General features: G+C 75.9%; 25 protein-coding genes. 11 read left to right on the top strand and 14 right to left on the bottom strand.

Annotated features, from left to right (window positions below):
• Positions 1-10: 10 nt before the first annotated feature.
• Both AB0G08_RS10165 and AB0G08_RS10160 read left to right on the top strand, forming a co-directional pair.
• Positions 11-1,174 carry a GNAT family N-acetyltransferase gene (locus AB0G08_RS10165; protein WP_358085828.1) on the top strand — a complete coding sequence of 388 codons (1,164 nt, stop codon included), beginning with the start codon at positions 11-13 and terminating at the stop codon, positions 1,172-1,174.
• Positions 1,171-2,280 (top strand): GNAT family N-acetyltransferase, encoded by a 1,110-nt coding sequence (locus tag AB0G08_RS10160; RefSeq protein WP_358085826.1) that lies wholly within the window; start codon positions 1,171-1,173, stop codon positions 2,278-2,280. Before AB0G08_RS10165 ends, AB0G08_RS10160 begins: the two co-directional genes overlap by 4 nt.
• Positions 2,281-2,396: 116 nt before the next feature.
• Here the strand turns inward: AB0G08_RS10160 and raiA are convergent, their stop codons facing one another.
• The 5 genes from raiA to mtrA form a co-directional block, all read right to left on the bottom strand.
• The gene (raiA, locus tag AB0G08_RS10155; RefSeq protein WP_121396464.1) at positions 2,397-3,029 is read right to left on the bottom strand and encodes a ribosome-associated translation inhibitor RaiA; all 633 of its coding nucleotides are present in this window, start codon (positions 3,027-3,029) and stop codon (positions 2,397-2,399) included.
• Positions 3,030-3,278: 249 nt separating this feature from the next.
• Positions 3,279-3,983 (bottom strand): ComF family protein, encoded by a 705-nt coding sequence (locus tag AB0G08_RS10150; protein WP_358085824.1) that lies wholly within the window; start codon positions 3,981-3,983, stop codon positions 3,279-3,281.
• Between the two features lie 5 nt (positions 3,984-3,988).
• On the bottom strand, positions 3,989-5,785 hold the full coding sequence (locus tag AB0G08_RS10145) for an LpqB family beta-propeller domain-containing protein (RefSeq protein WP_358085822.1): 1,797 nt from the start codon (positions 5,783-5,785) through the stop codon (positions 3,989-3,991).
• The gene (gene mtrB / locus AB0G08_RS10140) at positions 5,782-7,569 is read right to left on the bottom strand and encodes an MtrAB system histidine kinase MtrB (RefSeq protein ID WP_358085820.1); all 1,788 of its coding nucleotides are present in this window, start codon (positions 7,567-7,569) and stop codon (positions 5,782-5,784) included. The genes AB0G08_RS10145 and mtrB overlap by 4 nt, the downstream gene beginning before the upstream one ends.
• Before the next feature lie 12 nt (positions 7,570-7,581).
• A complete protein-coding gene (gene mtrA / locus AB0G08_RS10135) occupies positions 7,582-8,271 on the bottom strand; it encodes an MtrAB system response regulator MtrA (RefSeq protein WP_089001893.1) in 690 nt (229 codons plus the stop codon).
• Between the two features lie 199 nt (positions 8,272-8,470).
• On the opposite strand from mtrA, the gene AB0G08_RS10130 reads away from it, so the two are divergent.
• The 5 genes from AB0G08_RS10130 to AB0G08_RS10110 are packed head-to-tail and all read left to right on the top strand — an operon-like array spanning position 8,471 to position 13,665.
• Positions 8,471-9,313: a hypothetical protein gene (locus tag AB0G08_RS10130; RefSeq protein WP_358085818.1), complete on the top strand. Its 843-nt coding sequence runs from the start codon at positions 8,471-8,473 to the stop codon at positions 9,311-9,313.
• A complete protein-coding gene (locus AB0G08_RS10125) occupies positions 9,310-9,876 on the top strand; it encodes a DUF4129 domain-containing protein (protein WP_358085816.1) in 567 nt (188 codons plus the stop codon). The genes AB0G08_RS10130 and AB0G08_RS10125 overlap by 4 nt, the downstream gene beginning before the upstream one ends.
• Entirely contained in the window at positions 9,873-11,369 is a 1,497-nt protein-coding gene (locus AB0G08_RS10120) for a DUF4350 domain-containing protein (RefSeq protein WP_358085814.1), read from the top strand. Before AB0G08_RS10125 ends, AB0G08_RS10120 begins: the two co-directional genes overlap by 4 nt.
• Positions 11,366-12,358 (top strand): MoxR family ATPase, encoded by a 993-nt coding sequence (locus tag AB0G08_RS10115; RefSeq protein WP_358085813.1) that lies wholly within the window; start codon positions 11,366-11,368, stop codon positions 12,356-12,358. The genes AB0G08_RS10120 and AB0G08_RS10115 overlap by 4 nt, the downstream gene beginning before the upstream one ends.
• Entirely contained in the window at positions 12,355-13,665 is a 1,311-nt protein-coding gene (locus tag AB0G08_RS10110) for a DUF58 domain-containing protein (RefSeq protein WP_358085811.1), read from the top strand. The genes AB0G08_RS10115 and AB0G08_RS10110 overlap by 4 nt, the downstream gene beginning before the upstream one ends.
• On the opposite strand, the gene AB0G08_RS10105 is transcribed toward AB0G08_RS10110, so the two are convergent.
• Positions 13,656-14,636, bottom strand: a complete 981-nt coding sequence (locus AB0G08_RS10105) for a stage II sporulation protein M (RefSeq protein ID WP_358085809.1) — start codon at positions 14,634-14,636, stop codon at positions 13,656-13,658. The genes AB0G08_RS10110 and AB0G08_RS10105 overlap by 10 nt on opposite strands.
• Positions 14,637-14,669: 33 nt before the next feature.
• Between AB0G08_RS10105 and AB0G08_RS10100 the strand changes: the two genes are divergently transcribed.
• From AB0G08_RS10100 to AB0G08_RS10085, 4 genes are all read left to right on the top strand, one after another.
• Positions 14,670-15,755: an RDD family protein gene (locus AB0G08_RS10100; RefSeq protein ID WP_358085807.1), complete on the top strand. Its 1,086-nt coding sequence runs from the start codon at positions 14,670-14,672 to the stop codon at positions 15,753-15,755.
• Positions 15,756-15,832: 77 nt separating this feature from the next.
• Positions 15,833-16,285 carry a hypothetical protein gene (locus AB0G08_RS10095; protein ID WP_358085805.1) on the top strand — a complete coding sequence of 151 codons (453 nt, stop codon included), beginning with the start codon at positions 15,833-15,835 and terminating at the stop codon, positions 16,283-16,285.
• Positions 16,282-17,154 carry a tetratricopeptide repeat protein gene (locus AB0G08_RS10090; RefSeq protein ID WP_358085804.1) on the top strand — a complete coding sequence of 291 codons (873 nt, stop codon included), beginning with the start codon at positions 16,282-16,284 and terminating at the stop codon, positions 17,152-17,154. Before AB0G08_RS10095 ends, AB0G08_RS10090 begins: the two co-directional genes overlap by 4 nt.
• Positions 17,142-17,309, top strand: a complete 168-nt coding sequence (locus AB0G08_RS10085) for a hypothetical protein (RefSeq protein ID WP_358085802.1) — start codon at positions 17,142-17,144, stop codon at positions 17,307-17,309. The genes AB0G08_RS10090 and AB0G08_RS10085 overlap by 13 nt, the downstream gene beginning before the upstream one ends.
• Positions 17,310-17,492: 183 nt before the next feature.
• Here AB0G08_RS10085 and ahcY read toward each other — a convergent pair whose 3' ends face one another.
• The 8 genes from ahcY to nfi form a co-directional block, all read right to left on the bottom strand.
• Positions 17,493-18,992: an adenosylhomocysteinase gene (gene ahcY, locus AB0G08_RS10080; RefSeq protein WP_358085800.1), complete on the bottom strand. Its 1,500-nt coding sequence runs from the start codon at positions 18,990-18,992 to the stop codon at positions 17,493-17,495.
• A gap of 296 nt (positions 18,993-19,288) precedes the next feature.
• Positions 19,289-20,452, bottom strand: coding sequence for a mannose-6-phosphate isomerase, class I (manA, locus tag AB0G08_RS10075; protein WP_358085797.1), 1,164 nt, complete (start codon positions 20,450-20,452; stop codon positions 19,289-19,291).
• Positions 20,453-20,455: 3 nt separating this feature from the next.
• Positions 20,456-21,454, bottom strand: a complete 999-nt coding sequence (locus AB0G08_RS10070; RefSeq protein WP_358085794.1) for a cation diffusion facilitator family transporter — start codon at positions 21,452-21,454, stop codon at positions 20,456-20,458.
• A gap of 76 nt (positions 21,455-21,530) precedes the next feature.
• The gene (locus AB0G08_RS10065) at positions 21,531-22,727 is read right to left on the bottom strand and encodes an SIS domain-containing protein (protein WP_358085791.1); all 1,197 of its coding nucleotides are present in this window, start codon (positions 22,725-22,727) and stop codon (positions 21,531-21,533) included.
• The gene (locus AB0G08_RS10060; RefSeq protein ID WP_089001904.1) at positions 22,724-22,906 is read right to left on the bottom strand and encodes a Trm112 family protein; all 183 of its coding nucleotides are present in this window, start codon (positions 22,904-22,906) and stop codon (positions 22,724-22,726) included. Before AB0G08_RS10060 ends, AB0G08_RS10065 begins: the two co-directional genes overlap by 4 nt.
• 62 nt (positions 22,907-22,968) lie before the next feature.
• Complete coding sequence (locus AB0G08_RS10055) at positions 22,969-24,354, bottom strand: phosphomannomutase/phosphoglucomutase (protein ID WP_358085789.1); 1,386 nt, start codon at positions 24,352-24,354, stop codon at positions 22,969-22,971.
• A 69-nt stretch (positions 24,355-24,423) separates the two neighbouring features.
• A complete protein-coding gene (locus tag AB0G08_RS10050; protein ID WP_358085939.1) occupies positions 24,424-25,566 on the bottom strand; it encodes a hypothetical protein in 1,143 nt (380 codons plus the stop codon).
• A 362-nt stretch (positions 25,567-25,928) separates the two neighbouring features.
• Positions 25,929-26,606 carry a deoxyribonuclease V gene (gene nfi / locus AB0G08_RS10045; protein ID WP_358085937.1) on the bottom strand — a complete coding sequence of 226 codons (678 nt, stop codon included), beginning with the start codon at positions 26,604-26,606 and terminating at the stop codon, positions 25,929-25,931.
• Positions 26,607-26,613: the final 7 nt, after the last annotated feature.

The raw sequence follows: 26,613 nt of genomic DNA, 5'->3' as shown, positions 1-26,613 counted from the left end.
GGCCGGCACGATGGCTCGGGTGGAACCTGTGGAGATCACCGAGGACGGCCTGTTGCTTCGACCCTGGCGGCCGACCGACGCCGAGGCGGTGCACCGGGCGTGCCAGGACCCGGACATCCAGCGCTGGACCACCGTACCTCGCCCGTACCTGCCCGAACACGCGCACAGGTTCGTGAGCGAGGTGGCCCCGGCCGACTGGGCGACGGGCGACGGGGCGCCGTTCGCGGTCTGCGACGCCGCCAGCGGCGAGCTGCTCGGCTCCTGCGGGCTGGTCTCGATCGACGCCGGCCTGCGCTCGGGCGAGGTCGGCTACTGGACCGCGCCCTGGGCCCGGGGCGCGGGCGTGAGCGTCCGGGCCGCCCGGGCCGTCGCCCGCTGGGCCTTCGACTCGCTGAAGCTGCGCCGGCTGATCTGGCAGGCCGAGGTGGGCAACCACGCCTCCCGGCTCGTCGCGCTCCGGGCGGGTTTCCGCGTCGAGGGTCGGCTGCGCCTCGCCGACCCCGCCCCGGACGGCGGCGCCGAGGGCTGGATCGGCTCGCTGCTCCCCGGCGAGGTGCCCGCCCCCGGGGAGACCGGTCCGGCCGGGCCGGGCACCCTGGAGGCCCGTCGCGCCGCCGTCTTCGGCGGGCCCCCGCCCGTCCTCTTCGCCACCGGCGGCACCACCGAGGTGCGGCTGCGCCCGATGGAGGAGCGCGACCTGGACGCGATCGTCGACACCTGCCGGGACCCGGAGACCATCCGGTGGACCAGCGTGCCCGACCCGTACGAGCGGGCGGACGCCGAGTCGTACCTGGGCTACACCCGGAGCACCTGGGCCGGCGGCACCAGCGCCTGCTTCGTGGTCGCCGACGCCGACGACCGGTACGTCGGCACGATCGACCTGCGGCTCTCCCCCACCGACCCGCTGCTGGCCGACGTCGGCTTCATGGCCGACCCCCGGGCCCGGGGCCGGGGCCACCTGCCGGCCGCGCTGACCGCGCTCAGCGCCTGGGGCTTCACCACGCTGGGCCTGGCCCGGATCGAGTGGCGGGCCAACGTCGGCAACACCGCCTCCCGACGGGTCGCCGAGAAGGCGGGCTTCACGGTCGAGGGCACCACCCGGGGCGGGCTCACCCACCGCGGCGAACGGGTGGACGCCTGGGTCGGCGCGCTGCTCGCCGGGGACCTGACGTGACGCCCGAGGTGATCGAGGCCGACGCGGTGCGGCTGCGGCAGTTCCGCCCCGGCGACGTCGCCGACCTCGCCGCCGGCTGCGGCGACCCGGTCAACCTGCGGTTCAACCCCGGCATGCCACGGCCGTACACCGAGGCCGACGCCCGCTGGTGGATCACCGAGGGCGCCCCCGCGGCCTGGGCCGCCGGCGGGGCCGCGTACGCCATCGCCGACCCGGCCACCGACCGGCTCGTCGGCGGCGCGGGCCTCGGCCAGGTCGTGGCGCCGCGCCGGCAGGCGGAGGTGGGCTACTGGGTCGCGCCGTGGGCGCGGCGGCGCGGGATCGCCACCGCCGCGACGCGGGCCCTGGCCGACTCCGCGCTGCGGCACGGCATCGACCGGCTGGAACTGATGACCCACGCCGAGAACCCGGCCAGCCAGCGGGTGGCGCTCGCCGCCGGCTTCCGCCACGAGGGGGTACGCCGGGCGGCCGGCCAGCTGCGCGGCGGCGGCCGCACCGACCTGCTCGCGTGGGTACGGCTCGCCGACGACCCGCCCGGTCCCGCGCCCCGGATCCTGCCCGACCTGCCCGACGGCCGGCTCACCGACGGCGTGGTGACCCTGCGCCGGCTCGGTCCGGACGACGTCGACCTGATGTACCGCCTGCACACCCGGCCGGAGGTGGTCGCGAACCAGGCCCCGCCGGTGCCGCCGACCCGGGCGGCCATCGAGCGGCGCTGCCTGCTCGCCGAGAGCGCGTGGCTCACCGGCACCAGCGCCCGCCTGCTGATCCTCGACGCGGCCACCGGCGAGCCGGCGGGCAGCTGCGGGCTCAGCCTCTCCGACCCGGAGGCCGGCGAGGGGTCGGTCGGTTACGCGCTCCTGCCCGAGCAGCGGGGACGCGGGCTGGCCACCAGGGCGGTGCGGCTCCTGGCCGGCTGGGCGTTCGGCCCGGCCGGGCTCGCCCGGCTGGTCGCCGGCACCGTGCCCGAGAACACCGCCTCGCACGGGGTGCTGGAGCGGGTGGGGTTCCGCCGGGAGGGCCTGCTGCGCGGGCGGCTCCCGGGACTCGCCGGCGCCCGGCTCGACGACCTGGTCTTCGGGCTGCTCCCCGACGAACTGCGCTGAGCCCTCCGCCCGGGCGCACGGGCGGCGTCGACCTCGGGGCGCCCGCCCGGAGCCCGGCCCGGGCGCCCCGGGCGGCCGTGGTGGCGGCGAGGGGCCGCCACCACGGCGCCCGACGGTCAGACGGCGAGGGAGATGATTCCGTAGTCGTAGGCGTGCCGCCGGTAGACGACGCTCGGGCGGCCGGACTCCTTGTCCTGGAACAGGTAGAAGTCGTGGCCGACGAGTTCCATCTGGAACAGGGCGTCGTCGACGGTCATCGGCTCGGCGGGGTGCACCTTCTCCCGCGCGATGTGCCAGGGCTGGTCGCGCTCCTCCTCCTCGACCCGTTCGGCGACGGCGGTGGCCGTGCCGGCGCCGTCGGGGGACGCGCCCAGCGGCGCGTCGAGGCCGGCCACGGGTAGGCCGGCGGTGGCGGCGGCGACGGAGAGCGGCGCGTGCCGGCCACGGTGGACGCGGCGGCGGTCGGCCGCCCGGCGCAACCGGGTGTCCAGCTTGGCGATGGCCGCGTCGAGCGCGCTGTAGAAGTCGTTCGTGCAGGCCTCCGCCCGGATCACCGGGCCACGGGAAACGCAGGTGATTTCGACGCGCTGGCAGTGGTCCGCCTGGCGTGGATTGCGCTCGTGAAACAGCTCTACATCGACACGAATAAGTTTGTGGTCGTAGCGTTCGATCTTTGCGAGTTTCTCCGCCACGTGCACCCGGTAATGATCCGGCACTTCGACGTTACGGCCCTTGACCACGATGTCCATGTGACCTCCCTAGTTCGGACGGTCGTTCGTTCCGGCATCCGGTCGCACGCCCCCGGGGGAGGTCCCACGCGGCGTCGACCGGTCAGTGCGGCTACGCCTCCTTTCACCACCGGGGGCGGGTGGAAAGACCTCCTACCCCCGACAGGAAAACGCTAACTCCTGTTCGCCCGACAGTCACCCCCGGTCGCCGGGACAGCCAATAATTTTTCACAGCTCATACACCAACGGGTGAAACGGAAACACGCACCGTCACGACGTGCGCCGTTTCTCGGTCGCGGCGAGCACCGCGGCGACCGTGGGTGACAGCCCGCTCGCGGTCAGCGCCCGCCCCACCGCGGCGAGGGTGGCCCCGGTGGTCAGGATGTCGTCGAGCACCACCACCGCCGCCGCGTCGGGCCCGGACGGGACCCGCGGGCGGACCCGGAAGGCGGCCTCGGCCGCCGCCGCCCGGCCGGCGCTGTCCAGCGTCACCGAGTCGGGGCGGGGCAGGGCGCGCAGGGGTCGCCGCACCCGCACCGGCCAGCCCGCCCGGCGCAGCCGGTCCGCACAGTGCCGGGTCAGCCGGCCGAGGTGGTCGCCGTACCGGGCGCGGGCCGCCGCCGCGGTGTCCGGCACCGGCACCAGCGTCACCGGGCGGACCTCACCCACCGCCGCCGCCACGACCTCGGCGAGCAGCGCCCCCAGCGGCCGGGCCAGCCCGTGCCGGCCGTGGTCCTTGTACGCCAGCAGCGCCTCCCGCAGCGGGCCGGCGTACGGGCCGAGGGCGACGCAGGGCGGCAGGTCGGGCGGGGCGGGAGTGGGGCGTACGGCCCGGGGACGCAGCGCGCCCAGCGCCGTCACGCACTCCGGGCAGACGCCGTGCCGCAGCCCCGGCCGGCGTTCCCGGCAGCCGGCGCACTCCACGGGCAGCACCAGGTCGGTGAGGTCCGCCCAGAGCCCGCCGAGATCCCGCACGGAGATCAGTAGAGGAAGAAGGGGGCGGTCGGGTTGCCGGCCCGCGCCCCGGCCGAGGGCGGCGCGACCTCCTGCACCTGCTCGGGCTGGATCCGCTCGAACGGGCCGCTGCGGTAGGCCACCCCGTTCGCCTCGTACATCGCGGCGCCGAGGCGGCCCACCGCGTTGGCCGGGTACGCGGCCAGGTGCGTCACCCGGGCGCCGATCTTGTCCTCCAGCCGGCTCTCCCGCGCGCCGTCCACGCTGACCTCGTAGACCGCCGGGCGGCCGACCGCGCCCGCGAGGACCAGGGTGTTCTCGCCGAACCAGTCGACGGCCGACAGGTTGGTCAGTCGGGTGTGCAGCCGCCGGGCCGGGCCGGGGGTGCCCCCCGCGCCGTCGGGGTTGAGGGCGGCGACGTAGAGCGTGCCCCCGGCGATGACGGCGATCCGGTGGCCGTCCGACGAGGCCGCCACCGCGGTCACCGGGCCGGGTACGCCCAGCGACACGGCGGTGAACTGCGCCTGGGCGTCGAAGCGGTACAGGCTGCCGTCGGCGACCACCAGCCCGGCCGACTGCCCCCGGTACGTCGAGCGCAGCCAGACGGGCCGGCTCATGGCGGCGTAGCCCTTGGCGCTGCGGGTGAACGCGGTCACCTGGTCCGTGCCGATGCCGACCGAGAGCCGCTGACGGCCGGCGTCGGTGACCACCAGCGCCGCGAGGATCCGGTTGTCGGCGCGGCTGAGCCCGGCGGAGACGACGTTCCGGTTCGCCTCGGCGTCCACGGGCACCGGGCCGCTCGGCTCACCGGCGTAGGCCAGCGGGTGGATGGCGCCCTCGTAGACGCAGAACCGCTGGAAGCTCTCCGTGAAGTGGTGCACCGGACGCTCGCGGCGGCGCCGCTCCAGGTCCGGGATGAACTCCTGGGACTGGTTGCGGATCTTGATGTCGAGCGGCCCGTCGAGGTCCGGCAGCGACCAGGCGAGCTGCGTGCCGAGCTGCTCCAGCCGGACCTTGTCCTCCGGCATCTCCAGGTCGACCTCCCAGCGGCCGTCCGTCCGGGTGGCGTTGTTGATCAGGCGGGTGCCGTCCGGCAGCCTGCTCACGGCCGTGCCGAGCCAGGCCGAGGGGCCGGCGGTCAGCCACTTGACCACCTCGCTCACCCGCCGCTCGTCCGGCACGGCGAGGGGCAGGTAGCGCTGGTCGGGGACGAGCCGGCTGCGGTCGTTGTTCCAGAAGTAGATCGTCCGGCTCTGGTAGTACGTCTCCAGCGCCTCGACGCTGAGCAGCAGCGCGGTCGGCGGGTTCGCCACGTACAACCCCCCGTCCGTCAGGCCCTCCTGCCCGGGCTGGCTGCGCAGCTCGAAGGTGTACGTCGTGGTGCTCGTCTCCGGCGGGGCCAGCGTGCCGTCGGTGCGCAGCTGCCCGACCTGCTGCACCTTGAGGGTGACCTCGGTCCGGTCCGGGGCGTACACGATCACTGGCTCCTCGGTGAGCCGGACGACGGCCAGCGCGACCTCGCTGCCCTGCTTCACCTGGAGGCGGTCGCGGTCGGCCGGCGTGATGAACTGCCGGACGCGCTGGTAGGCCCGGTCCGGCTCGCCGGCCGCGGCGGCGAGGAAGTTCTCGACGAACTGCTCCGCGTCGGTGCCGCCCGCGCTCCGGCTCGGGGGCTCGCCCCGGCTGCCGCTGGTCGAGCCGGCCTCCGCCGCCGGCCCCGGCCCCTTCACCCGGACCTCGGTGTTCTCCGGGATGCCGCAGCCGGCCGCGCCGCCCAGCAGCAGCGCCCCGCCGAGCAGGCCGGCGAGCAGCCGGCGCCTCACGACCCCACCTCCGCGTGCCCGCCGTTGCCCGGCCGCCCGGGACCGACGCTCAGCGCGCCGTCGGCGCCCGGGCCGATCGCGAGCGCGCCGTCGGTGCCGGGGCCGATGGCCAGCAGCCCGCCCGCCCGGGGGCCGCCGAAGGGCAGCGCGGCGTCGGCCGGCACCAGCCGCAGCGGCGAGGTGGTCAACCGGTCGCCGGCCCGCGACGGCAGGGTGAGCCGGAACTGGGCGCCCTGCCCGGGCGCCCCCCATGCCTCCAGCCAACCGCCGTGCAGCCGGGCGTCCTCCAGGCTGATCGACAGGCCGAGCCCGGTGCCGCCGGTCTGCCGGGCGCGGGACGGGTCGGCCCGCCAGAAGCGGTTGAACACCAGCTTCTCCTCGCCCGGCTTGAGCCCCACCCCGTGGTCGCGGACGGTGATCGCCACCGCCGTGTCGTCCACCCCGAGCGTGATCAGCACCGGCTTGCCCTCGCCGTGCTCGACGGCGTTGCCGACCAGGTTGCGCAGCACCCGCTCCACCCGCCGGGGGTCGACCTCGGCGATCACCGGGGTGCCGGGGACGTCCAGCTCGATGGCCACCCCGACGCGCTCGGCGAGGCCGGCCAGCCGGTCGGCCACCCGGTGCACGACCGGCACCAGGTCGGTCGGCTCGGAGTCCAGCATGGCGAAGCCGGCGTCGAAGCGGCTGATCTCCAGCAGGTCGGTCAGCAGCTCCTCGAACCGGTCCAGCTCGGCCTGGAGCAGCTCGGCGCTGCGGGCCACCGCCGGGTCGAACTCGTCCCGCTCCGCGAAGATCAGGTCGGCGGCCATCCGGACTGTGGTCAGCGGGGTGCGCAGCTCGTGTGAGACGTCGGAGGTGAAGCGGCGTTGCAGCCGGGACATCTCCTCCAGCCGCAGGATCTGCCGTTGCAGGTTGGTCGCCATCTGGTTGAACGACGCCGCGAGCAGGGCGAGGTCGTCCTCGCCGTCGACCACCATCCGCTGGTCGAGCAGGCCGGCGGAGAGCCGCTGGGCCGTGCGGGCGGCCACCCGCACCGGGGTCACCACCAGCCGGGTGACCAGGCCGGCGAGCAGGGCGAGCAGGAGCACCAGGGCCGCTCCGGTGGCGGCCACGGTGTCCCGGACGTCGGCGGCCGTGGCGTCCTGCCGGGCCAGCGGCACGAGGTAGTAGAGCTCCACCTGGCCGAACCGGGTGGGCACCGGCGAGCCGTAGACCAGGTATTTCGTGCGCTCCTCGCCGAGGCGCCCGGTGCGGATCTGGCTGGCGACCTTGCCACCGGCGACCGTCTCGCGCAGCTCCCGGCTGATCAGCGGGCGGACGTTGACCGCGGGCGAGGACCGGGGCTGGATCGCGTCGGTGTGGTTGTCGGCGGCGAGCGCCACGATCACGCCGGTGGTCTGCTGCGGGTCACCGCCGGCCAGGTAGTTGACCGTGCCCTCGATGGTCTCCTGGAACTGCGTGTCCTGCGGCTGGTTGTAGAGGCCGAACTGCTTCGCCGCGTAGTCCGCGCCGCTGCCCAGCCGCACCCGCACGTCGGTCTCGACGTTCTCCACCAGGATGCCGGTGATCTTGTCGGCGATCAGGTAGGCGAAGCCGCCCACCAGCAGGCTGGACGCGACCAGTGTGATGGTCACCACCCGCAGCTGGAGCGACCGCCGCCAGGCCTGGTGCAACCCGGCGAACAGGCGCGCGGCCCGGCCGTGCACGCCACGCCACAGCTCCCGCGCGGCGGGACGCCGGCGCGGAGCTGCCGTCGGGGGGTCCGGAATCGGGGAGGTGGCCACAGTGTGACCAGGCTATCCGGTGCCCGCCTTGTAGCCCACGCCCCGCACGGTGAGGATGATTTCCGGCCGCTCCGGATCCGGCTCGATCTTGGCCCGCAGCCGCTGCACGTGCACGTTGACCAGCCGCGTGTCCGCCGCGTGCCGGTAGCCCCAGACCTGCTCCAGCAGCACCTCGCGGGTGAAGACCTGGCGCGGCTTGCGGGCGAGCGCGACCAGCAGGTCGAACTCCAGCGGCGTCAGCTTCACCTCCTCGCCGTTGCGGCTGACGGTGTGCGCCGGCACGTCGATGGTGATCTGGTTGCCGGGCGGCCCGATGGTCAGCATCTCCGGGGCGACGTCCTCGCCACGGCGCAGCCGCGCCCGCATCCGGGCGACCAGCTCCTTGGGCTTGAACGGCTTGACCACGTAGTCGTCGGCCCCGGACTCCAGGCCGAGGACCACGTCGACGGTGTCGCTCTTGGCGGTCAGCATGACGATCGGCACCCCCGACTCGGCCCGGATCGACCGCGCCACGTCGATGCCGCTCATGCCGGGGAGCATGAGGTCGAGCAGGACGATGTCGGGGCGGTTCTCGCGGAACGCGGCCAGCGCCCGCTCGCCGTCGGCGACGAAGGAGGGCAGGAACCCCTCGCTGCGCAGGACGATGCCGAGCATCTCGGCGAGCGCGGGGTCGTCGTCGACCACCAGTACCCGGGCTCTCATGGGGTTAATGTTTGCATCCCCTTCAGTTCGGTGGGATCCGCGTCACCCGGCACGGTACTGCCGTGGGACGTCGCCGCCCAGCAACCGGTGCCCGGCGTCGCCGTCCCGACGTGCGGGTCCACCCGATCGGAACGGGCGTGTCACCATGATCCCCGGGTGCGCCGTCACGCGCCACCGCCGCCCGTCCCCAGGAGTACGCGTGCCCGACGCCGGCCCGACCGCCGTGCTCCCGCGCCGCCCCCTCACGGTCGGCGAGCTGCTGGACTCCGCGGTCCTGCTGCTGCGCGGCCAGGCCCGGGTGCTGGTGCCGGTCGCCCTCGCGCTGGCCGTGGCCGAGCAGCTCCTGCTCTACCCGCTGCGGCTCGCCGCCGGCACGGCGCCGCCCGTCTGGTTCCTGGAATTCGGGCGGTTCGGCGCGTACTGGCTGCTGCTGGCGGTGGGCGCGGCGACCGAGGCGGTGATCGTCCTGCTGCTCGGCAACCCGGCGGCGCGGGCCGCCGGGGCCGCGCTGTTCGGCCGCGCGGTGGGCCCCCGGGAACTGCTCCGCCCGGCCGGCGCGCGCTGGGGCGCCACCGCGCTGCTCGCCGTCCTGGTCGGCGTGGTGATGTGCGGGTTCGCGCTGTTCGGGCCGGCGTGGATCGTCGGCTTCGCCCTGCTCGGCGCCGTCGCACCGGCACTGGTCGTCGACCGGGTGCACCCGCTGCGCGCCCCGCTGCGCGCCGCCGCCCTGGCCGTGCGCGGCGCCGGCCGGGCCGGCTGGATCCGGCTGCTCGGCTACCTGGTCTGGTGGATCGTCCGCCTCGGCCTCGGCATCGGCGTCTACGTCGGGCTGGACTCGTTCGACCTCGTCGACCGGGCCTGGGCGGGGTGGCTGTCGCTGGCCGTCTGGGCGGGCGTCAACAGCGTCGCCTACCCGGCCCTGGCCTGCCTGGACGCGGTGCTGCACCTGGAGACCCGGATGCGTACCGAGGGGCTGGACATCCGGCTCTCCCGGGCCCGTCCGGGCACCCCGGAGACCGTCCTGCTGGCGGCCGGGCGATGAGCTTCAGCCGGTGGTGGACCGAGACCACGGCGGCGCTCGGCGACCAGGTGCCGCTGCCCCTGGTCGCGCTGCTGCTGGTGCTAGCCGCGGTGCTGGTCGCGGCCGGCTGGTACACGTTCCCGGCCTGGGTCCCCCGGCGGCTGCCCCGGCTGCGCCGCCGTCGCCGGAAGGCCTCGGTCCCGGACGCCCCGACGCCGGTCGTCCCCGCTCCCCGCGAGCCGGAGCTGCCGGCCGCCGCGTACGTCTCCCTCGCGGACCGGCTCGCCGCCGAGGGCCGGTACGCCGAAGCCGTCCGGGAGCGGCTGCGCGCGATGGTCCGGGAGCTGGCCCTCCGGCGCGTGGTGCAGCCGCAGCCCGGCATGACAGTCGTCGAGCTGGTACGTGCCGCGACGGAGAGCCGACCGCAGGTCAACCCGCCGCTGAGCGCCGCCGGCGCGATCTTCTCCGAGCTCTGGTACGGCCAGCGCCCCGCCTCCGCCGAGCACGACCACCGGATGCGGGAGCACGCCGCCGACCTGGAACGGGTGCTGACCGGCCTACCCGAGGACTGGCCACGACCATGAGCGCACAGGCCACCGCCGTCGCACCGGCGGCACGCACGGACGCCGCCCCCCGGCGACGACGCCGCCGGCACCGGCTGCTGATCCCGCTGGGCCTGGCCGCGCTGCTGCTGACCACCACCCTGGTCACCCACGCGGTCGACCAGCCCGACCCCGGCGACCGGGGGTTCCTCTCCCCCGTGGCGACGGGGGACGACGGCGGCAGCCGGCTCGCCGACGCGCTGCGCGAGCGGGGCGTCACCGTGCAGCGGGAGACGGACACGCTGCGCGCCCTGCTGGCCGCCCGCAACCAGGCGGCCACGCTCTTCGTGCCCGCGCCGGCGCTGCTGCACCCCGACACGGTCGGCGCGTTGGACTCGCTGCCCTCGACCACCAGGCTGGTGCTGGTGGACCCGCCGCGGCGGGTGCTGGAGACGGTCCGGCTGCTGCCGGTGGAACCGGCCGGCCGCCGGTGGGCCGCGCAGGCGGTGGGGCCGGACGCGCGGGGCCTGCCCTGCCCGCTGCCCGAGCTGCGCGACCTCGGGCGCGCGGCCGTCGGGCTGCAACGCTACGAGCTCGCCCCGGGCGCGTCCGCGCCCGTCCGGTTCTGCTTCGCCGACGGGCTCGCCCTGCTGTCCCGGGTCCCCGAGAGCACCGTGGCGGTGGGCGCCAGCGATCCGTTCCGCAACGACCGGATCGACGAGTGGGACAACCGGGCGTTCGCCACCGCGTTGCTCGGCGGGCCCGGTCGGGTGGTGTGGCTCGACCTGGACGGCCCCGAACCCCCGCCGGTCTTCGGCGACGGCAGCAGCGGCAGCCCGGCCTGGTCGCCCACGCCGGGCGGCTCCACCGGCAACGGTGGCCCCGGCAGCGGCACCGGGGACGGCACCGGCGACGGGCGCCCCGGCGGCCCGGCGGGCCCGGGCGGGGACTCCGACGACGAGAGCGAGGACGCCGACGGGAGCACCTCCCGCGCCGACCGGCCCGACCCGCCGAACCCGCTCTGGTCCGCCTTCCCCGGCTGGCTGTGGGCGTTGCTGGCCCAGCTCGCCGTGGCCGCCCTGCTGGCCGCGCTCTGGCGGGCCCGCCGGCTCGGCCCGCCGGCGGTGGAGCCGCTGCCGGTCACGGTCCGCTCGGCGGAGACGGTGCTCGGCCGGGCCCGGCTCTACGAGCAGGCCGGTGCCCGGGGCGCGGCCGCGCGGACGCTGCGGACCGCCGCCCTGGACCGGCTGACGCCCCGGCTGCACCTGCCGCCGACCGCGCCGCCGGCCGACGTGGCCGCCGCGGTCGCCGCCCGCACCGGCGACGATCCCCGGTGGACCGACGAGGTGCTGCACGGCGTCGAGCCCGAGACCGACCAGGAGCTGCTGGACCTGGCCCGCGCGCTGGACCGGCTGACCCGCGCCGTCGCCCCGCCGCCCGCCGACGGGCCCCCACCGGCCGCCCCGCCGCCCGCCGGGGGCCCGCCCCCGCCCGCCGCACCGCACCCGTACCGAGCCGAAGGAGACCCCCGGTGACCCGACCCGCCGGCACCGCCGAGCCGCCGACCACCGACCCCGTCGACCCCCGCGCCGCCCTGCACCGGCTGCGCGCCGAGGTCGCCAAGGCGGTCGTCGGGCAGGACGCGGTGGTCACCGGCCTGGTGATCGCCCTGCTCTGCCGGGGGCACGTGCTGCTGGAGGGCGTGCCGGGCGTGGCCAAGACCCTGCTGATCCGCACCGTGGCCACGGCCCTCGACCTGGGGTCCAAGCGGGTGCAGTTCACCCCGGACCTGATGCCGGGCGACGTCACCGGCTCGCTGATCTTCGACCCGCACACCGCCGCCTTCACCTTCCGCGAGGGGCCGGTCTTCACCAACCTGCTGCTCGCCGACGAGATCAACCGGACGCCGCCGAAGACCCAGTCGGCGCTGCTGGAGGTGATGGAGGAGCGGCAGGTCTCGGTCGAGGGCGAACGGCGGCTGCTGCCCGACCCGTTCATCGTCGCCGCCACCCAGAACCCGATCGAGTACGAGGGCACCTATCCGCTGCCGGAGGCGCAGCTCGACCGGTTCCTGCTCAAGCTCACCGTGCCGCTGCCCAACCGGGAGGAGGAGCTGGGCGTGCTCCGCGCGCACCACGCCGGCTTCGACCCGCGCGACCTGGGCGCCGCAGGCGTACGGCCGGTGGCCGACGCGGCCGACCTGGCGGCGGCCCGGGCGGCGGTCGGCCGGGTGCACGTGGCCGAGCCGCTCTTCGGCTACATCGTCGACCTCTGCCGGGCCACCCGCAACACCCCGGCGCTGGAGCTGGGCGCCTCGCCCCGGGGCGCCACCGCACTGCTCAACACGGCCAAGGCGTGGGCCTGGCTGGCCGGCCGCGACCACGTCGTGCCGGACGACGTGAAGGCGGTCGCCCGGCCGACGCTGCGGCACCGGCTGCGGCTGCGCCCCGAGGTGGAGCTGGAGGGCGTCGGCGTGGACGCGGTGCTGGACACGGTGCTCGCCACCGTGCCGACGCCGCGATGACCTGGCGGGCGGCGCTGCTGCTGGCGGTCGGCGCGCTGACCCTGCCGGCCTGGCCGTCGCCGTTCGCCGGGCTGCTGGTGATGACCGGGGCGGTGCTGCTGCTGGTGCTGCTCGACCGGGCGCTGGCCGCGCCGCCGGGCGCGCTCACGGCCGCCCGGCAGGGGGACCGCGCGGTCCGGCTCGGCGGCACCGCCACCGTCGCGCTGCTGCTGCACAACCCCTCCGGTCGTACGCTGCGGGCCCGGGTCCGCGACGCGTGGGTGCCCTCCGCCGGCGCCCGCCCCGACGTGCCCCCGACGCAGCTGGTACGCGTCGAGCCGGGCGCGACGGTGGCGCTGCCCAGCCGGCTCACGCCCCTGCGGCGGGGCGACCGGCCGGCGGTGGCGCTGACCGTGCGTTCGTTCGGGCCGCTGGGGCTCGGGTTCCGGCAGCGCGCCGGCCGGCCGGCCACCCCGCCGTGGACGGTGCGCGTGCTGCCCCGCTTCGACTCCCGCCGGCACCTGCCGGAGAAACTGTCCCGGCTGCGGGTCATCGACGGCACCCAGGTGAGCCGCGGGCGGGGCCAGGGCACCGAGTTCGACACCCTCCGCGAGTACGTGGTCGGCGACGACGTGCGGTCGATCGACTGGCGGGCGAGCGCGCGCCGGGCCGACGTGCTGGTGCGCACCTGGCGGCCGGAGCGGGACCGCCGGCTGGTGTGCGTGCTGGACACCGGGCGGACGTCGGCGGTGCGGGTCGGCGACGAGCCCCGGCTGGACACCGCGATCGACGCCGCGCTGCTGCTCACCGCCCTCGCGGCCCGCGCCGGCGACCGGGTCGACCTGCTCGCGGCCGACACGGCGGTCCGGGCCACGGTCACCGGCAGCGGCGGGCCGGCCCTGCTCCCCCGGGTGGTGCACGCCCTCGCCCCGCTCCAGCCGACGCTGGCGGAGACGGACTTCGACCTCATCGCCGGCGAGCTGCTGCGCCGGCAGCGGCAGCGCAGCCTGGTGGTGCTCTTCACCGCGTTGGAGGCCGGCGCCCTCGGCGAGGGGCTGCTGCCGGTGCTCCCTCGGCTGGCAGCCCGGCACAAGGTGGTGATCGCGGCGACGCACGACCCGGTGCTGGCCGCCCTCACCGGCACCGTCCCGCAGCGCCCGTCGGACGCCTACGCCGCGGCGGCGGCCTGGCGGGCGCTCGCCGAACGCGACCGGGTGCGCACCGCCCTGGGCCGGCACGGCGTGACCGTCGTCGACGCCCCGGCGGGCAGGCTGGCCCCCACGCTGGCCGACACCTACCTGCGCCTCAAGGCCCTCGGTCAGCTCTGAGGCGGATCGGCGGCGTGGCGGCGCTGCTCGGCGGTGGCCCGGCGACCGAGGACCACCACGTACGCCAGGAAGGCGAGCCAGACGGCGGCGCCCACGGCGACGCGGAGCGGAACCGGCACGGGCGCGGGGGTCACGAACGCCTCGATGACGGCGGAGACCGCGAAGAGGCCCACCAGCCCGACGGCGACCAGGACGCCCTCGCGTCCCGCCCGGGCCACCGCCTGCCCCCGGGTGAGCTGCGTCGGCGGCGCGATCCACGCCCACCCGATGCGCAGGCCCACCCCGGCGGCCACGAAGACCCCGGTGAGCTCCAGCAGCCCGTGCGGGGTGATCAGGCCGAAGAAGACGTCCGCGCGGCCGTAGGCGACCATCACCCCGCCGACCACGCCGATGTTGAGCGCGTTCTGCCAGAGCAGGTAGAGCACCGGGACGATCAGCACCCCGGCGGCGAGGCACTGGGCGGCCAGCCAGGCGTTGTGCGTCCACAGGTGGAAGGCGAACGTCGGCGCGGCGAACTCGGTGTAGTAGCCGGCGAAGCCGGACTCCACCAGGTCGGCGGCCGCCTCGTCGCCGATGAAGGCCGCCGCCGTCCCCGGGTTGCCCGCCACGAACCAGATCAGGAAGAGGCTGAGCAGGCTGAACCCGGTCGCCACCCCGCACCACCAGGGCCACGCGCGGTAGACCGCGCCGGGGAAGCCGGCCACGAAGAACCGCCCGACCGCCGCCCACGACGGGCGCGGGCGGCCGGTGAGCCGGGCCCGGGCGCGCAGCACCACCTGGGAGAGCTGGCTGACCAGCGCCGGGTCGGGTGAGCGGCTGCGCAGCACCGACAGCTGGGTGGCCGCCCGCTGGTAGAGGGCGACCAGCTCGTCGACCTCGGCGGCGTCGAGCCGGCCGCGCCCGGAGAGCTCCTCCAGCCGTCGCCACTCCCCGCCGTGTTCCGCGACGTACGCGTCGAGATCCACCGTCACCCCCGTCCGGCGATCATAGTGTTCACTGTCGGGGTGAGAGCACAACCACGACCGCCGGCCCGACCCGCCCCGTGGGGTGACGCCGGGCTGGTCAGCGGGGAGGCCGTGGAGCTGGACGTCCGGGCCGCCCGGATCGGTTCCCGGGTGCTCGCGCTGCTGCTCGACGTCCTGGCCCAGGCGGTCCTCATGCTGGTGCTCTCCATGAGCGTCGGCGTCGCGCTGCTCAACCTGCCGGAGGGGCTGGTCGACGGCGCCCTGGCCGGCGGGCTCGCGACGGTGGGCCTGATCCTGGTGCTGGTCGGCTACCCGGTGCTGTGCGAGCGGTTCAACCACGGCCGCACGCTGGGCAAGATGGCGGTCGGCCTGCGGGTGGTCAGCGCCGACGGCGCTCCGGTCGCGGCGCGGCAGTCGCTGATCCGGGCGCTGGTCGGCGTGGCCGTGGAGTGGCCCGGCCTGGTGCTGCCGCTGTTGAGCTGGGTGGCCGGGGTGGCGGTGATGATGACCGACCGGCGCGGGCGCCGGCTGGGCGACCTGGTGGCGGGCACGCTGGTCGTGCACACCCGGGCGGCGACCGCCTGGCGGCCCGTCCCCACGGCGGTGCCCGCGCTGGCGGGCTGGGCGGCCACGGTGGACCTGAGCCGGCTGGACGACGCCCTGGCGTTGGCCGCCCGGCAGTACCTGGCCCGGGTCCACCAGCTGGCGGAGCCGGCGCGCGGGCGGCTGGGGCGCGGGCTGTGGACCGAGATCTCCGCGGTGATCACGCCACCCGCGCCCCCGGGCATGCCCGAGTCGGTCTACCTGGCCGCGGTCCTCGGCGAGCGGCACCGGCGGGCGAGATACCGGCTGGGGCTCGGCCGGACGGCCGCCGCGACGCTCTGGCCGGAACTCGTGCCCGGTCCGCCCGCGCCGGCCGCCGCGGCCCCGCCGCCCGCCGCTCGGCCCGGGACCGACGCGTCGCCGGGCACGATCCGGCCGGCGGCGCCCGACCTCGCCCCGGTGGCCGGGCCCGCCGTGCCGGCGCAGGCCGCTCCGGCGCTACGACCGGCGGTCGTGCTGTCGACGCGGGACGGCGGCGCCTCGGCGTCCCCCGCCGGCACCCGGTCCGACGCCGGCTCCTGAGCGGCGGCCCGGTCCGGCCGGGCAGGCGGGGCGGGCGTCGGCTGTGGCAGGATCCGGCTCGCCCCTACGGAGACAGGATGACCGTGGCCGACGACCTGTTCACCCCCACGATCGCACCGGCGGCGTACGAGGTGCGACGCCCGCCGTGGCGGCCCCAGTCGCTGATCTTCCCGGCCGCGTTCGGCGGCCCGACGGCCGTCACCGTGCTGGCGCTGGTCAACGGGCGTCGCCTGGGGGTGTCCCGCCCGGCCCTCCTGGCGGTGCTCGGCACCGGGCTGGCCGGGCTGGTCGCCCGGCTGACGATCACGCTCGCGTTCTTCGACGACGGGGGCAACCGCCCCGTACGGCTGATCGGGGCGCTGGCCGGCGGGCTGGTCTGGCTCGTGGCAGCCGCCACGCAGAAGCGCCTGTTCCGGGCGTACGAGCTGCGCGGCGGCCAGCCCGCGTCGCTGTGGCTGCCCGGCCTCGGGGCGGTGTTCGTGCTCGGCTTCGCCGAGGCCGTGCTGGTCTTCCTGGTGGCCGTCGCGTGACCGCCCCGGAGTTGCAGCTCGCCCGGGTGGCCCAGTTGCTGGAGGTGAACCGCCCGGAGCAGGCCCTGGCGGAGGTCGACCGGCTGCCCGCCCCGCTGGCCACCAGCCTGCTCGCGTTCCGGCTGCGGGCGGGCGCGCTGACCGTGCTCGACCGCTGGGACGACGTGGTCGCCGTGGCCCGGCAGGGGCTCGCCGAGCACGGCCCGGACGCCGAACTGCTCGGCCGGCTCGGCCTCGCGCTGCGCCACCGCCGCGAGCACGCCCTCGCCGAGCGGGCGCTGCTCGACGCGCTCGCCATCGAGCCGGAGAACCCGTGGCTGCTCTGCCAGTACGCCGACCTCTGCTCCGCCGTGGGCCAGACCGACAAGGCGGAACGCCTGCTGGCCCGCGCGGCGGCGATCGCGCCGAACGCGCCGGTCGTCTTCGCCTCCCGGTTCCAGCTCGCGTACGCCCGGGGTGACGACCGGGGGGCCGAGCGGGTGGCCCGGGAGTTCCTCGGGGCGTGGCCGGACAACCCGGTGGCGCTCGCCCTGCACGGCGTCGCCGCCGCCCAGCGCGGCCGAATGGGCACCGCGCACCGCGCCTTCGGCCAGGCGGCGGCGCACGACCCGACCGACGCCGACTACGCCGACGCCGCCTGGGAGACCCGGGTGTACGCGCACCCGCTGCTGCTGCCGTTGCGCCCGCTCTACCGGCTGGGGATCTTCCGCACCTGGATGCTCGCGGTCGGCACGATCGTGCTGCTCAGCGCCGCCGGCCTGAACGTGCTCGGCGCCCTGTTCGCCGTGGCCTGGATGCTCTTCTGCGTCTGGTCGTGGATCGCTCCGCCGCTGGTGCGCCGGATGGTGCTCGGCCGGTGGCGGTCGTGAGGGCGTTCGGGCCCTGGCTGGCCGTCCTCGCCGCGGTGCTGCTGCTCGACGCGCTGGGGCTGCGGACGCTGGCCGCCGTGGTCTCGGTGGCCTGGCTCGTCTGGTGCGTGTGGAGCTGGGTCCGCCCCGCCCGCCGCCGCTCCCACCGGGACTGACCGCCCGACGGCACGCGTCCGCCCGCGCGGACGCCGGCCGGCCCGGCCCCCGTGCCGGCGCGCGTCCGCCCGCGCGGCAACGCCGGCCGGCTCGCCCCCGTGCCGGCGGCGCGCCCGCCCCGCAAACGCCGACCGGGCCGGCCGCTCGGCGGGGAGCGGTCGGCCCGGTCGGTGCGGCCGGGGTCAGTACCGGTAGTGCTCCGGCTTGAACGGGCCCTCCACGGAGATGCCGAGGTAGGCCGCCTGCTCCTTGGTCAGGGTGCTCAGCTTGGCGCCGAGCGCCTCCAGGTGCAGCCGGGCGACCTTCTCGTCGAGGTGCTTGGGCAGCACGTAGACGCCGATCGGGTATTCGTCGGTCTTGGTGAACAGCTCGATCTGGGCGATCGTCTGGTTGGCGAACGAGTTCGACATCACGAAGCTCGGGTGGCCGGTGGCGTTGCCCAGGTTCAGCAGGCGGCCCTCCGACAGCACGATGATGGCGTGCCCGTCGGCGAACTTCCAGAGGTCGACCTGCGGCTTGATGTTGACCCGCTCGACGTCGGAACGCTTCGCCAGGCCGGCCATGTCGATCTCGTTGTCGAAGTGGCCGATGTTGCCGACGATGGCCTGGTGCTTCATCCGGGCCATGTGCTCGTTGGTGATGACGTCGAAGCAGCCGGTGGCGGTGATGAAGATGTCCGCCTGCTCGACCACGTCGTCCAGGGTGGCGACCTGGTAGCCGTCCATCGCCGCCTGGAGCGCGCAGATCGGGTCGACCTCGGTCACCACGACCCGGGCGCCCTGGCCGCGCAGCGACTCGGCGCAGCCCTTGCCGACGTCGCCGTAGCCGAGCACGACCGCCATCTTGCCGCCGATGAGCACGTCGGTGGCCCGGTTGATGCCGTCGATCAGCGAGTGGCGGCAGCCGTACTTGTTGTCGAACTTGCTCTTCGTCACCGAGTCGTTGACGTTGATGGCGGGGAAGAGCAGGGTGCCGGCGCGGTGCATCTCGTAGAGCCGGTGCACGCCGGTGGTGGTCTCCTCGGTCACGCCCTTGATGCCGGCGGCGATCCGGGTCCACCGCTGGCCGTCGGAGGCGAGCGAGCGGTGCAGCACGCCGAGGATGACCGCGTACTCCTCGGAGTCGGCCGACTCGACCGGCGGGACGGCGCCGGCCTTCTCGAACTCGACGCCCTTGTGCACCAGCAGGGTGGCGTCGCCGCCGTCGTCGAGGATCATGTTCGGGCCCTGCCCGTCGGGCCAGGCGAGCACCTGCTCGGTGCACCACCAGTACTCCTCCAGGCTTTCGCCCTTCCAGGCGTAGACCGGGACGCCGGCCGGGGCCTCGGGGGTGCCGTCCGGGCCGACCACGATCGCGGCGGCGGCGTGGTCCTGGGTGGAGAAGATGTTGCAGGACGCCCAGCGGACCTGCGCGCCGAGCGCGACCAGGGTCTCGATCAGGACGGCGGTCTGGATGGTCATGTGCAGCGACCCGGTGATCCGGGCACCGGCGAGCGGCTGGGCGTCGGCGAACTCACGACGGATCGCCATCAGGCCGGGCATCTCGTGCTCGGCGAGCTGGATCTCCTTGCGCCCGAACTCGGCGAGCGACAGATCCGCCACCTTGTAGTCGCCCTCGGCGAGAGTGCTCGGCCGGGCCTCGGACGGCGTCCCGCTGGCGGACGCCGGGAGGGTGCTGGTCATGGAATCTCCTGTCGGACGATGTGCTGCGCGACCATTCACCTTACGCTCGCGGACCGCAGTCGCGAGGACCGGCCGGTGAAGAGAGCACGAAGACATCAGCGGACAGCGCACGGGGCGGTCGGTCGTGGACGGTGTCCCGTCCGCCAGCCGCCCGCCCCGTGCATCCCCCCGGTTTGGTTCCCCCGCACGTTCTCGGACCGTCGTCGCGATAACGCTGCGTACTCATAGGGTCACACTGCGCCAGTGGCAAGTCAAGCCATTCCGGGAAAGTCGGACTTGCGCCGTCGCCCCGCGCCTCAGCGCAGGCCGCAGCTCGCCACGTACGCCTGCCCCGCGCCGCCGAGGCGCAGCGGCCCGGCGGCGGCGCTCCCGACGGCCGCCCGCCCCGGCCCCAGCGTCACCGCGCCGGCCCCGTCGTCGGCCGAGACCTCGCCGGAGCCGCAGAGCACCACCCGGGGCCCGGGCACCTCGACGGTCACCTGGGGCAGCCCCGCGCCCACCGTCACCCGGTGCAGCGCGAAGTCCTCCACCGGCACCGGCCAGGTGACCACGCCCGGGGCCACCTCCAGCGGCGGCACCACCGGGTCGCGGAGCACCTCGAAGCGCAGCACCCGCAGCAGCTCCTCGACGTCCACCCGCTTCGGCGTCAGCCCGCCGCGCAGCACGTTGTCGCTGGCCGCCATGATCTCCACGCCGGTGCCGCGCAGGTAGGCGTGCAGGTTGCCGGCCGGCATCCAGATCGCCTCGCCGGGCGCCAGCCGCACCCGGTTGAGCAGCATCGCCACCAGCACCCCGGGGTCGCCCGGGTAGGCGGCGGCCAGGTCCCGCGCCAGCTCGGCGTCCGGCCCCGCGACCGGCGCCGACGCCACGGCCGCCACCAGCGCGTCGCGCCGGTCGGCGGGCCAGGTCAGCAGCAGCCGTACGGCCTCGCGCAGGCCCGCCGGCCCGGTGCGCAACGCCGCCAGCACCGGCTCCAGCGCGGGTACGCCGAAGCCGGCCAGCGCCGCCGCCGAGGCGGCCGGGTCCCGGAAGCCGCAGAGCGCCTCCATCGGCGAGAGCGCGACCAGCAGCTCCGGCTTGTGGTACGGGTCGACGTAGTTGCGCTGCCCGTCGGGGCGGGCCGCGTCGGCGGCGTGCCCGGCGCGGGCCTGCTCGGCGTCCGGGTGCGCCTGGAGGCTCAGCGGGGCGTCGGCGGCGAGCACCTTGAGCAGGAACGGCAGCCGGGTGCCGAACCGGCCGACGAGCCGCTCGCCGAGCCAGTGGTCCGGCTCGGCGAGCAGCAGGTCGGTGAGGCTCACCCGGTCACCGTCGCGGTCGACTGCGGCGGGGCCGCCCGGGTGGGCGCCCAGCCACAGTTCGGCCTCCGGGCCGTCGCTCGGCACCGGCCGCCCCTGCAACTCGGCGATGGCCGAGCGGGAACCCCAGGCGTAGTCGCGGATCGGTCCGTGCAGCAGCTCCACCGGTCAGCTCCCGGGCCGCCCGGCCGCCTCACCCGGCTCGACGCCCGGCCCGGCGGGCGACGCGGTCCCGGCGCCGGCCCGCTCGGCGGCGACGCTGTAGATGTCCGGCTCCAGGTAGATCACCCGGGCGGTCGGCACGGCGGCGCGGATCCGGGTCTCGACGGTGTTGATGCTGCGGGCCAGCACCTCGGCGGTGTCGCCGGACGGCACGGCGACCTTGGCGGCCACCATCAGCTCCTCGGGGCCGAGGTAGAGCGTCTTCATGTGGATGATCCGCTCGAACTCGGGACCGTCGGTGACGGCCTTCTCGATCGCCGCGACGTCCTGCGCCTCGGCGCCCTCGCCGAGCAGCAGGCTCTTGGTCTCGATGGCGAGGATGATCGCGATCACCACCAGCAGCACACCGATCATCGCGGTGCCCACCGCGTCCCACCGGCCGTTGCCGGTGATCAGCGTCATGCCGACGCCGAAGAGCGCGAAGACCAGGCCGACCAGCGCGCCCAGGTCCTCCAGCAGCACCACCGGCAGCTCGGGCGCCTTGGCCCGCCGGACGAACTTCACCCACGACTGGTTGCCCCGGACGAGGTTGGACTCGACGATCGCGGTGCGGAAGGAGAACGTCTCCATGATGATCGCGGCCACCAGCACCACGACCGGCACCCAGTGCCACGAGGTGATGCCCTCCTCGTGCGACCACTTGTGGTACGCCTCGTAGAGGGCGAACAGGCCACCGACGCTGAACAGCACGATGGACACGATGAACGCGTAGATGTAGCGCTCCCGGCCGTAGCCGAACGGGTGCTGCGGGGTGGCGGCCCGCTTGGCCCGCCGCCCGCCGAGCAGCAGCAGCCCCTGGTTGCCGGAGTCGGCGACCGAGTGGATCGACTCGGCCAGCATCGACGACGATCCGGTCAGCAGGAACGCGACGAACTTGGTGACGGCGATGCCGGCGTTGGCCAGCAGGGCGGCGACGATCGCCTTCGTACCACCGTTGGCGCTCACGCCGTCGCTCCGTCGTGTCGCGCGGCACCGCCGGGCATCGGCGCGGTGCGCCGCTCGACCCGTTCCCTGCTATCGCTCACTGGTTTGCCAGCTCCTTCATCTCGGTGATGGCCGGCACGGCCATCGGGTCCAGTCCGTGTGCCAGGGCGAGGTAGATCGAGGCGAAGTCCGGCACGGCGACCAGCGAGGCGAGCCGCTCCAGCGCGGAGCCGCCCTCGGCGGTCACCACGTCGCAGCGCACGCCCCGCCGCTCGGCGAGGGTCTGCACGGCGTCCGCGCGCCGCTCCTCGACGTCGAGGGGCTCGTCGGCGTCGTCCTCCGGGTTCAGCCCGCCGTCGCGCAGCAGCACCAGCCGCAGCCGGGTGCCCGACGGCTCCTCCTCGTCCGGGTCGGCGAAGATGTCCCGCTCCCCCTCGGCCAGGCCGCCGAAGACGCCGTCGAGCAGGCCGACCCGGCCGCGCCCCGCCTCGCCGAGCGCGCCGCTGACCACGGGGTAGCGGGCGTTGGCGGACAGGGTGTCGCCGAACCGGCGGGCCGCGACGGTCGCCAGCGGCGACGAGCCCCAGACGATCGGCACCGAGCCGGCCAGGCCCAGGGCCAGCGACTTCGCCGGGTTGACGAAGGACTCGGCCGTCGGACGGCAGCGATCGGCGTCGGCGTCCAGCCGGGCCGCCGTCTCCGCCAGATCCGCCTCGTTGACCTTCACGAGCCCGAGCGTACGGGCGGCGAGCAGGACCGGCACGGTGAGCGCCCACAGGCTGGCCCGGGCCGGGGCGCGCCGGGGCACCGGGATGAACGGCGCCCGGGCCCGCTCGGCCACGGACTGCAACTGCGAGTCGGGCGCGCCGACGGCGACCAGCCGGGCACCCCGCCGGTGCGCGGCCTCGGCGGCGCCCAGCGCCTCGGGGCTGCGACCGGAGGCGCTGACGGCGATGACCACGTCGGCGGCGCCCACCCAGCCGGGCACGCCGGCGCTGCGGTGCGGGATGACCGGCACCGGGCAGCGCGGCCCGGCGACGGTGGCCAGCACGTCACCGGTACGCCCGGCGGTGCCGATGCCGGCGATGACGACCGCCCGGGGGCGCCCCTCGTCGGCGAGCACCTGGAGGTTGGCCTCGGCGGCCAGGGCGGCCGTCTCGCGGACCTGCGCCCCGGCGGAGGCGGTGTGCCGCAGCATGCCGCCCGGGTCGCGCTCGGCCAGCGCGGCCGGGTCGTCGAGGAGTGCCTCGTCGGGCTCGCGCCGGCCGCTGACTCCGGCCGTACCGTCGATCATGACTGCTCCGCGGGGCCGCGCGCCTCGTCCAGCAGCAGCACCGGCACGTCGTCGCGGACCTCGAAGATCCGGCCGCACTCGGTGCAGGTCAGCGTCTGCGCCTGCGCGTCGTAGTCGAGCGGGGCGTGATGCGTGTCCGGACAGGCGAGGATTTCCAGCAACTGCGGGTCCAGGGCCACGGCGCGGCTCCTTCCACGTATGCGGTTTCACCGACCGACGGTGCCGACCGGCGCAGGCGATCTTATCGGCGAACCCGGTCGAGCACCTCGTCACGGAGGGCGGCCATCCGCTCCCGCGTCGGGGCCTCGACGTTGAGCCGCAGCAGCGGCTCGGTGTTGGAGGCGCGCAGATTGAACCACGCGCCGTCCGGGAAGCGCAGGGTGAGCCCGTCCAGCTCGTCGGCGTCGGCCTGCGGGTACGCGGCCCGCACCTCGGCCACCTTGGCGGCCTGGTCGGCCACCGTCGAGTTGATCTCGCCCGAGGCGACGTACCGCTCGTACTCGCTCGCCAGCACGGAGAGCGGCAGCGACTGCTCGCCCAGGGCGGCCAGGGTGTGCAGCGCGGCGAGCATGCCGGTGTCGGCGAACCAGAAGTCGCGGAAGTAGTAGTGGGCCGAGTGCTCGCCGCCGAAGATCGCGTTCGTCCGGGCCATCTCCGCCTTGATGAAGGAGTGCCCGACCCGCGCGACGACCGGCTCGCCGCCGTGCTCGCGGATGATCTCCGGCACGGCACTGGAGGTGATCAGGTTGTGGATCACCGTCGAGCCGGGGTGCTTGGCCAGCTCGCGGGCCGCCACCAGGGCGGTGATCGCCGACGGCGAGACCGGCTCGCCCCGCTCGTCGACCACGAAGCAGCGGTCGGCGTCGCCGTCGAACGCCAGGCCGATCTCGGCGCCGTGCTCGACCACCGCGCGCTGGAGGTCGACCAGGTTGGCCGGGTCCAGCGGGTTGGCCTCGTGGTTGGGGAAGGTGCCGTCCAGCTCGAAGTAGAGCGGCACGATCTCCAGCGGCAGCGCCGGCAGGACGGTGTCGCCGAGCACGGCCGGGACGGTGTAGCCGCCCATGCCGTTGCCGGCGTCGACGACCACCTTCAGCGGCCGGATGCCGGAGAGGTCGACCAGCTGCCGCAGGTACGCCGCGTAGTCGACCAGCAGGTCGCGGCGCTCGACCGGCGCGGACGGCGGCTCGGCCGGGTGGGCCTCGCCCTTGTCCAGCAGGGCCTGCGCCCGCTCGCGGATCTCGGCCAGCCCGCTGTCCTGCCCGATCGGGCGGGCCCCGGAGCGGCACATCTTGATGCCGTTGTACTGCGCGGGGTTGTGGCTGGCGGTGAACATCGCCCCGGGCAGCCCCAGCGCGCCGGAGGCGTAGTAGAGCATGTCGGTCGAGGCGAGGCCCAGCTCGACGACCGCGCGCCCCTCGGCGCGCACGCCGGTGGCGAAGGCGGTCGCCAGCCCCGGACCGGTGGCCCGCATGTCGTGCGCGACGAGCACGGCCTCGCCCTGCTCGCCGAAGCCGTTCAGCACCTGCGCGAAGGCCGCGCCGAGGGCCTCGGCGGCGCGCTCGTCCCACTGGTCCGGCACCGTCCCACGGACGTCGTAGGCCTTCACGATCTGGGACAGATCAGACACCGGTCTCGCTCCTTGCGCCGCAGGTCCTCAACGGGCTGAGCGTATCGGAGGGGCGCGGCGCGGCCCGGCTCAGCCAGGGAGCCGGGGCATGATCACGGTGTGGTCGCCGCCGCCGGCCTCCGGCGGCGGGTCACCGGGCCCACCCTTCGCGGGCGGCACGGACGGCGGCGGCCCGTACTGCCCCGGCACCGGGGGCACCGGCCGCGGGCCGGCGGGCGGGGCCGACACGGGCGGGGAGTCGGGCACCACCTGGGTGGCCTCCGGGGCCGGCGCCGGGCGGCTGCCGTACACGCCGCCGGCCGGGCGCGGGGCGGGTGTGCCGCCGTACAGGCCGGGGGCGGGGGGCTGCTGCCCGTACACCTGGCCGGGTGGGCCGGGGGCGGCGGCCGGGCCCTGCCCGGAGCGGTAGGTCGTGCCGCCGGGGTTGTGGGGCAGCGGGACGTGGCCCGGGTCGCCCGCCGGCTCCTTGTCCGCCCGCGAGCGGCGGAACAGCAGGACGATGAGCAGGATCCCGACCGCGACCATGGCGATGCCGAAGAACATGATCACGGAACCGCCGGAGGACTCCTCCTCGGCGGCGTTGCTGACGGCGCCGGCGCCCTGGCCGGCGGCGGCCAGGCTCGGGTCCGCCCCGGCGGCCCGCACCTCGGTGGCGGCCGCGCTGGGGGTGGGCGACGGCTCCTTCGAGGGCTTCGGCGTCGGCGAGGGCGTCGCCCGGTCACCGACCACCCGGGACGCCACCGCGCCCCGGCCCAGGGCCCGCCCGAGCGCGTCGCTGGCCACGCCGCTCACGGTCAGCCGGCCGCCCGGCACCTCCGCCGCGAACGCCACCCGGTAGCGCACCGTGATGCCCTTGCCCTTGCAGAGCCTCGGGTTCAGCGGCGAGGTGGCCGACGTGGCCGCGCTGCCGCGACCCCCGGAGAGCGGCACCGGGAACCAGCGTCCGCCCACGTAGACCTGCACGCTTGCCTGGTCGGCGCGCAGGCCGGCCAGGCGCAGCCCCAACGCGGTACGCAGCAGCACGCAGCCGTCGCTGCGCTTGCGCACCTCGATCGAGACGCCCCCGGCGGAGCCACCGGCGGTAAAGCTGCCGGCCGAACGCACCCGGACCGAGTCGCCCTCGGCGAGCGCCGGCGTCGCGCCGAGCGCCACCAGGCCGCCCAGCAACGCGCAGACCGTCGCGAGCCGCGCCGCGTGCCGACGTACCGCCATGATCACCTCGCCGTTCCTCCCCCGACGGGGGTCCGCCGGTCAGGCTACTACCGGTCCCGGTCGGAGCCCGGTCATTGAGCGCTCCGGATGTGCGCCGTATTACCCCCGCGGCCCGGCCTGCGCACCTGGCTGGCGGCGGGACTGTTCGCGCGCCCGGTGGCCCGGGGCCGCCGAACCGGCGGCGGCCCCAGGTGGCGGGGTGGGTCCGTGGTCGCCGAACCGGCGGTGGCCTGGGTGGCGCGGGGCGGTGGGCCCGGGGTCGCCGAACCGGCGGTGGCCTCAGGTGGCGTCGGCGGTGGGACGGGGCCGCCGAACGGCGGCGGCCTCAGGTGGCGCAGGCGGTGGGTCCGTGGTCGCCGGACTCAGGTGGCGCGGGCGGCGGGTCCGGCGGCCAGGGCGTCGCGGCAGAGCCGGTCGGCGGTACGGGTGGTCTCCGGCAGCCGGTAGCGCGGCGTCAACGCCAGCACCCGCGCGGTCGCCTCGTCGAGGCTCATCCGGTGGCCGACGCTGACGAAGACCGGCTTGACGCCGTCACGGGTACGCAGCACCCGACCCACGACCTCGCCCCCGTCGCGCAGCGGCGCCCACGCGCCCCGACGGTCGGCTGGCGGCGTCCACTCGCCCAGCAGCGGCGTCTTGCCCACGCCGATGGCCGGCAGGCCGGTCACCACACCCAGGTGGCAGGCGAGCCCGAACCGGCGCGGGTGGGCCAGCCCGTGCCCGTCGCAGACCAGCAGCTCGGGCCGCACGGTCAGCCGGTCGAGCGCGTCGAGCAGCGCGGGCAACTCGCGGAAGGCGAAGAGCCCCGGGACGTACCCGAACGCGGGCCGGCCCACGCTCACGGCCGAGTCGACCACCGCGAGGGTCCGGGCGTCCAGCACGGTCACGGCCGCCGCCAGCCGGTCACCGCTCTCGGCGTACGCCACGTCCAGGCCGGCCACCGTCGCGGGCTCGGCCGGGCCGGGCCCGACCAGGTCCACCAACGGTCGCAACCGCTCCTGTACGGCCAGCGCCTCCGCCACGCTGCCCGGCACCACCATCCGGACG

Origin of the sequence: Micromonospora sp. NPDC023644, from assembly GCF_040640115.1 — a bacterium.
In the GTDB taxonomy this organism is placed as follows: domain Bacteria; phylum Actinomycetota; class Actinomycetes; order Mycobacteriales; family Micromonosporaceae; genus Micromonospora.
The sequence above is the reverse complement of the archived record's forward strand: the minus strand, read 5'-3'. Positions and strand labels throughout refer to the sequence as shown.

Bases quoted from the DNA above. Each gene is read 5' to 3' on its own strand.
- AB0G08_RS10165 (WP_358085828.1), top strand. From the start codon at position 11: ATGGCTCGGGTGGAACCTGTGGAGATCACCGAGGACGGCCTGTTGCTT.
- AB0G08_RS10095 (WP_358085805.1), top strand. From the start codon at position 15,833: ATGACCGTGGCCGACGACCTGTTCACCCCCACGATCGCACCGGCGGCG.
- AB0G08_RS10050 (WP_358085939.1), bottom strand. From the start codon at position 25,566: ATGGCGGTACGTCGGCACGCGGCGCGGCTCGCGACGGTCTGCGCGTTG.
- AB0G08_RS10120 (WP_358085814.1), top strand. From the start codon at position 9,873: ATGAGCGCACAGGCCACCGCCGTCGCACCGGCGGCACGCACGGACGCC.
- ahcY (WP_358085800.1), bottom strand. From the start codon at position 18,992: ATGACCAGCACCCTCCCGGCGTCCGCCAGCGGGACGCCGTCCGAGGCC.
- AB0G08_RS10110 (WP_358085811.1), top strand. From the start codon at position 12,355: ATGACCTGGCGGGCGGCGCTGCTGCTGGCGGTCGGCGCGCTGACCCTG.
- mtrA (WP_089001893.1), bottom strand. From the start codon at position 8,271: ATGAGAGCCCGGGTACTGGTGGTCGACGACGACCCCGCGCTCGCCGAG.
- AB0G08_RS10065 (WP_358085791.1), bottom strand. From the start codon at position 22,727: ATGATCGACGGTACGGCCGGAGTCAGCGGCCGGCGCGAGCCCGACGAG.
- raiA (WP_121396464.1), bottom strand. From the start codon at position 3,029: ATGGACATCGTGGTCAAGGGCCGTAACGTCGAAGTGCCGGATCATTAC.
- AB0G08_RS10125 (WP_358085816.1), top strand. From the start codon at position 9,310: ATGAGCTTCAGCCGGTGGTGGACCGAGACCACGGCGGCGCTCGGCGAC.
- nfi (WP_358085937.1), bottom strand. From the start codon at position 26,606: ATGGTGGTGCCGGGCAGCGTGGCGGAGGCGCTGGCCGTACAGGAGCGG.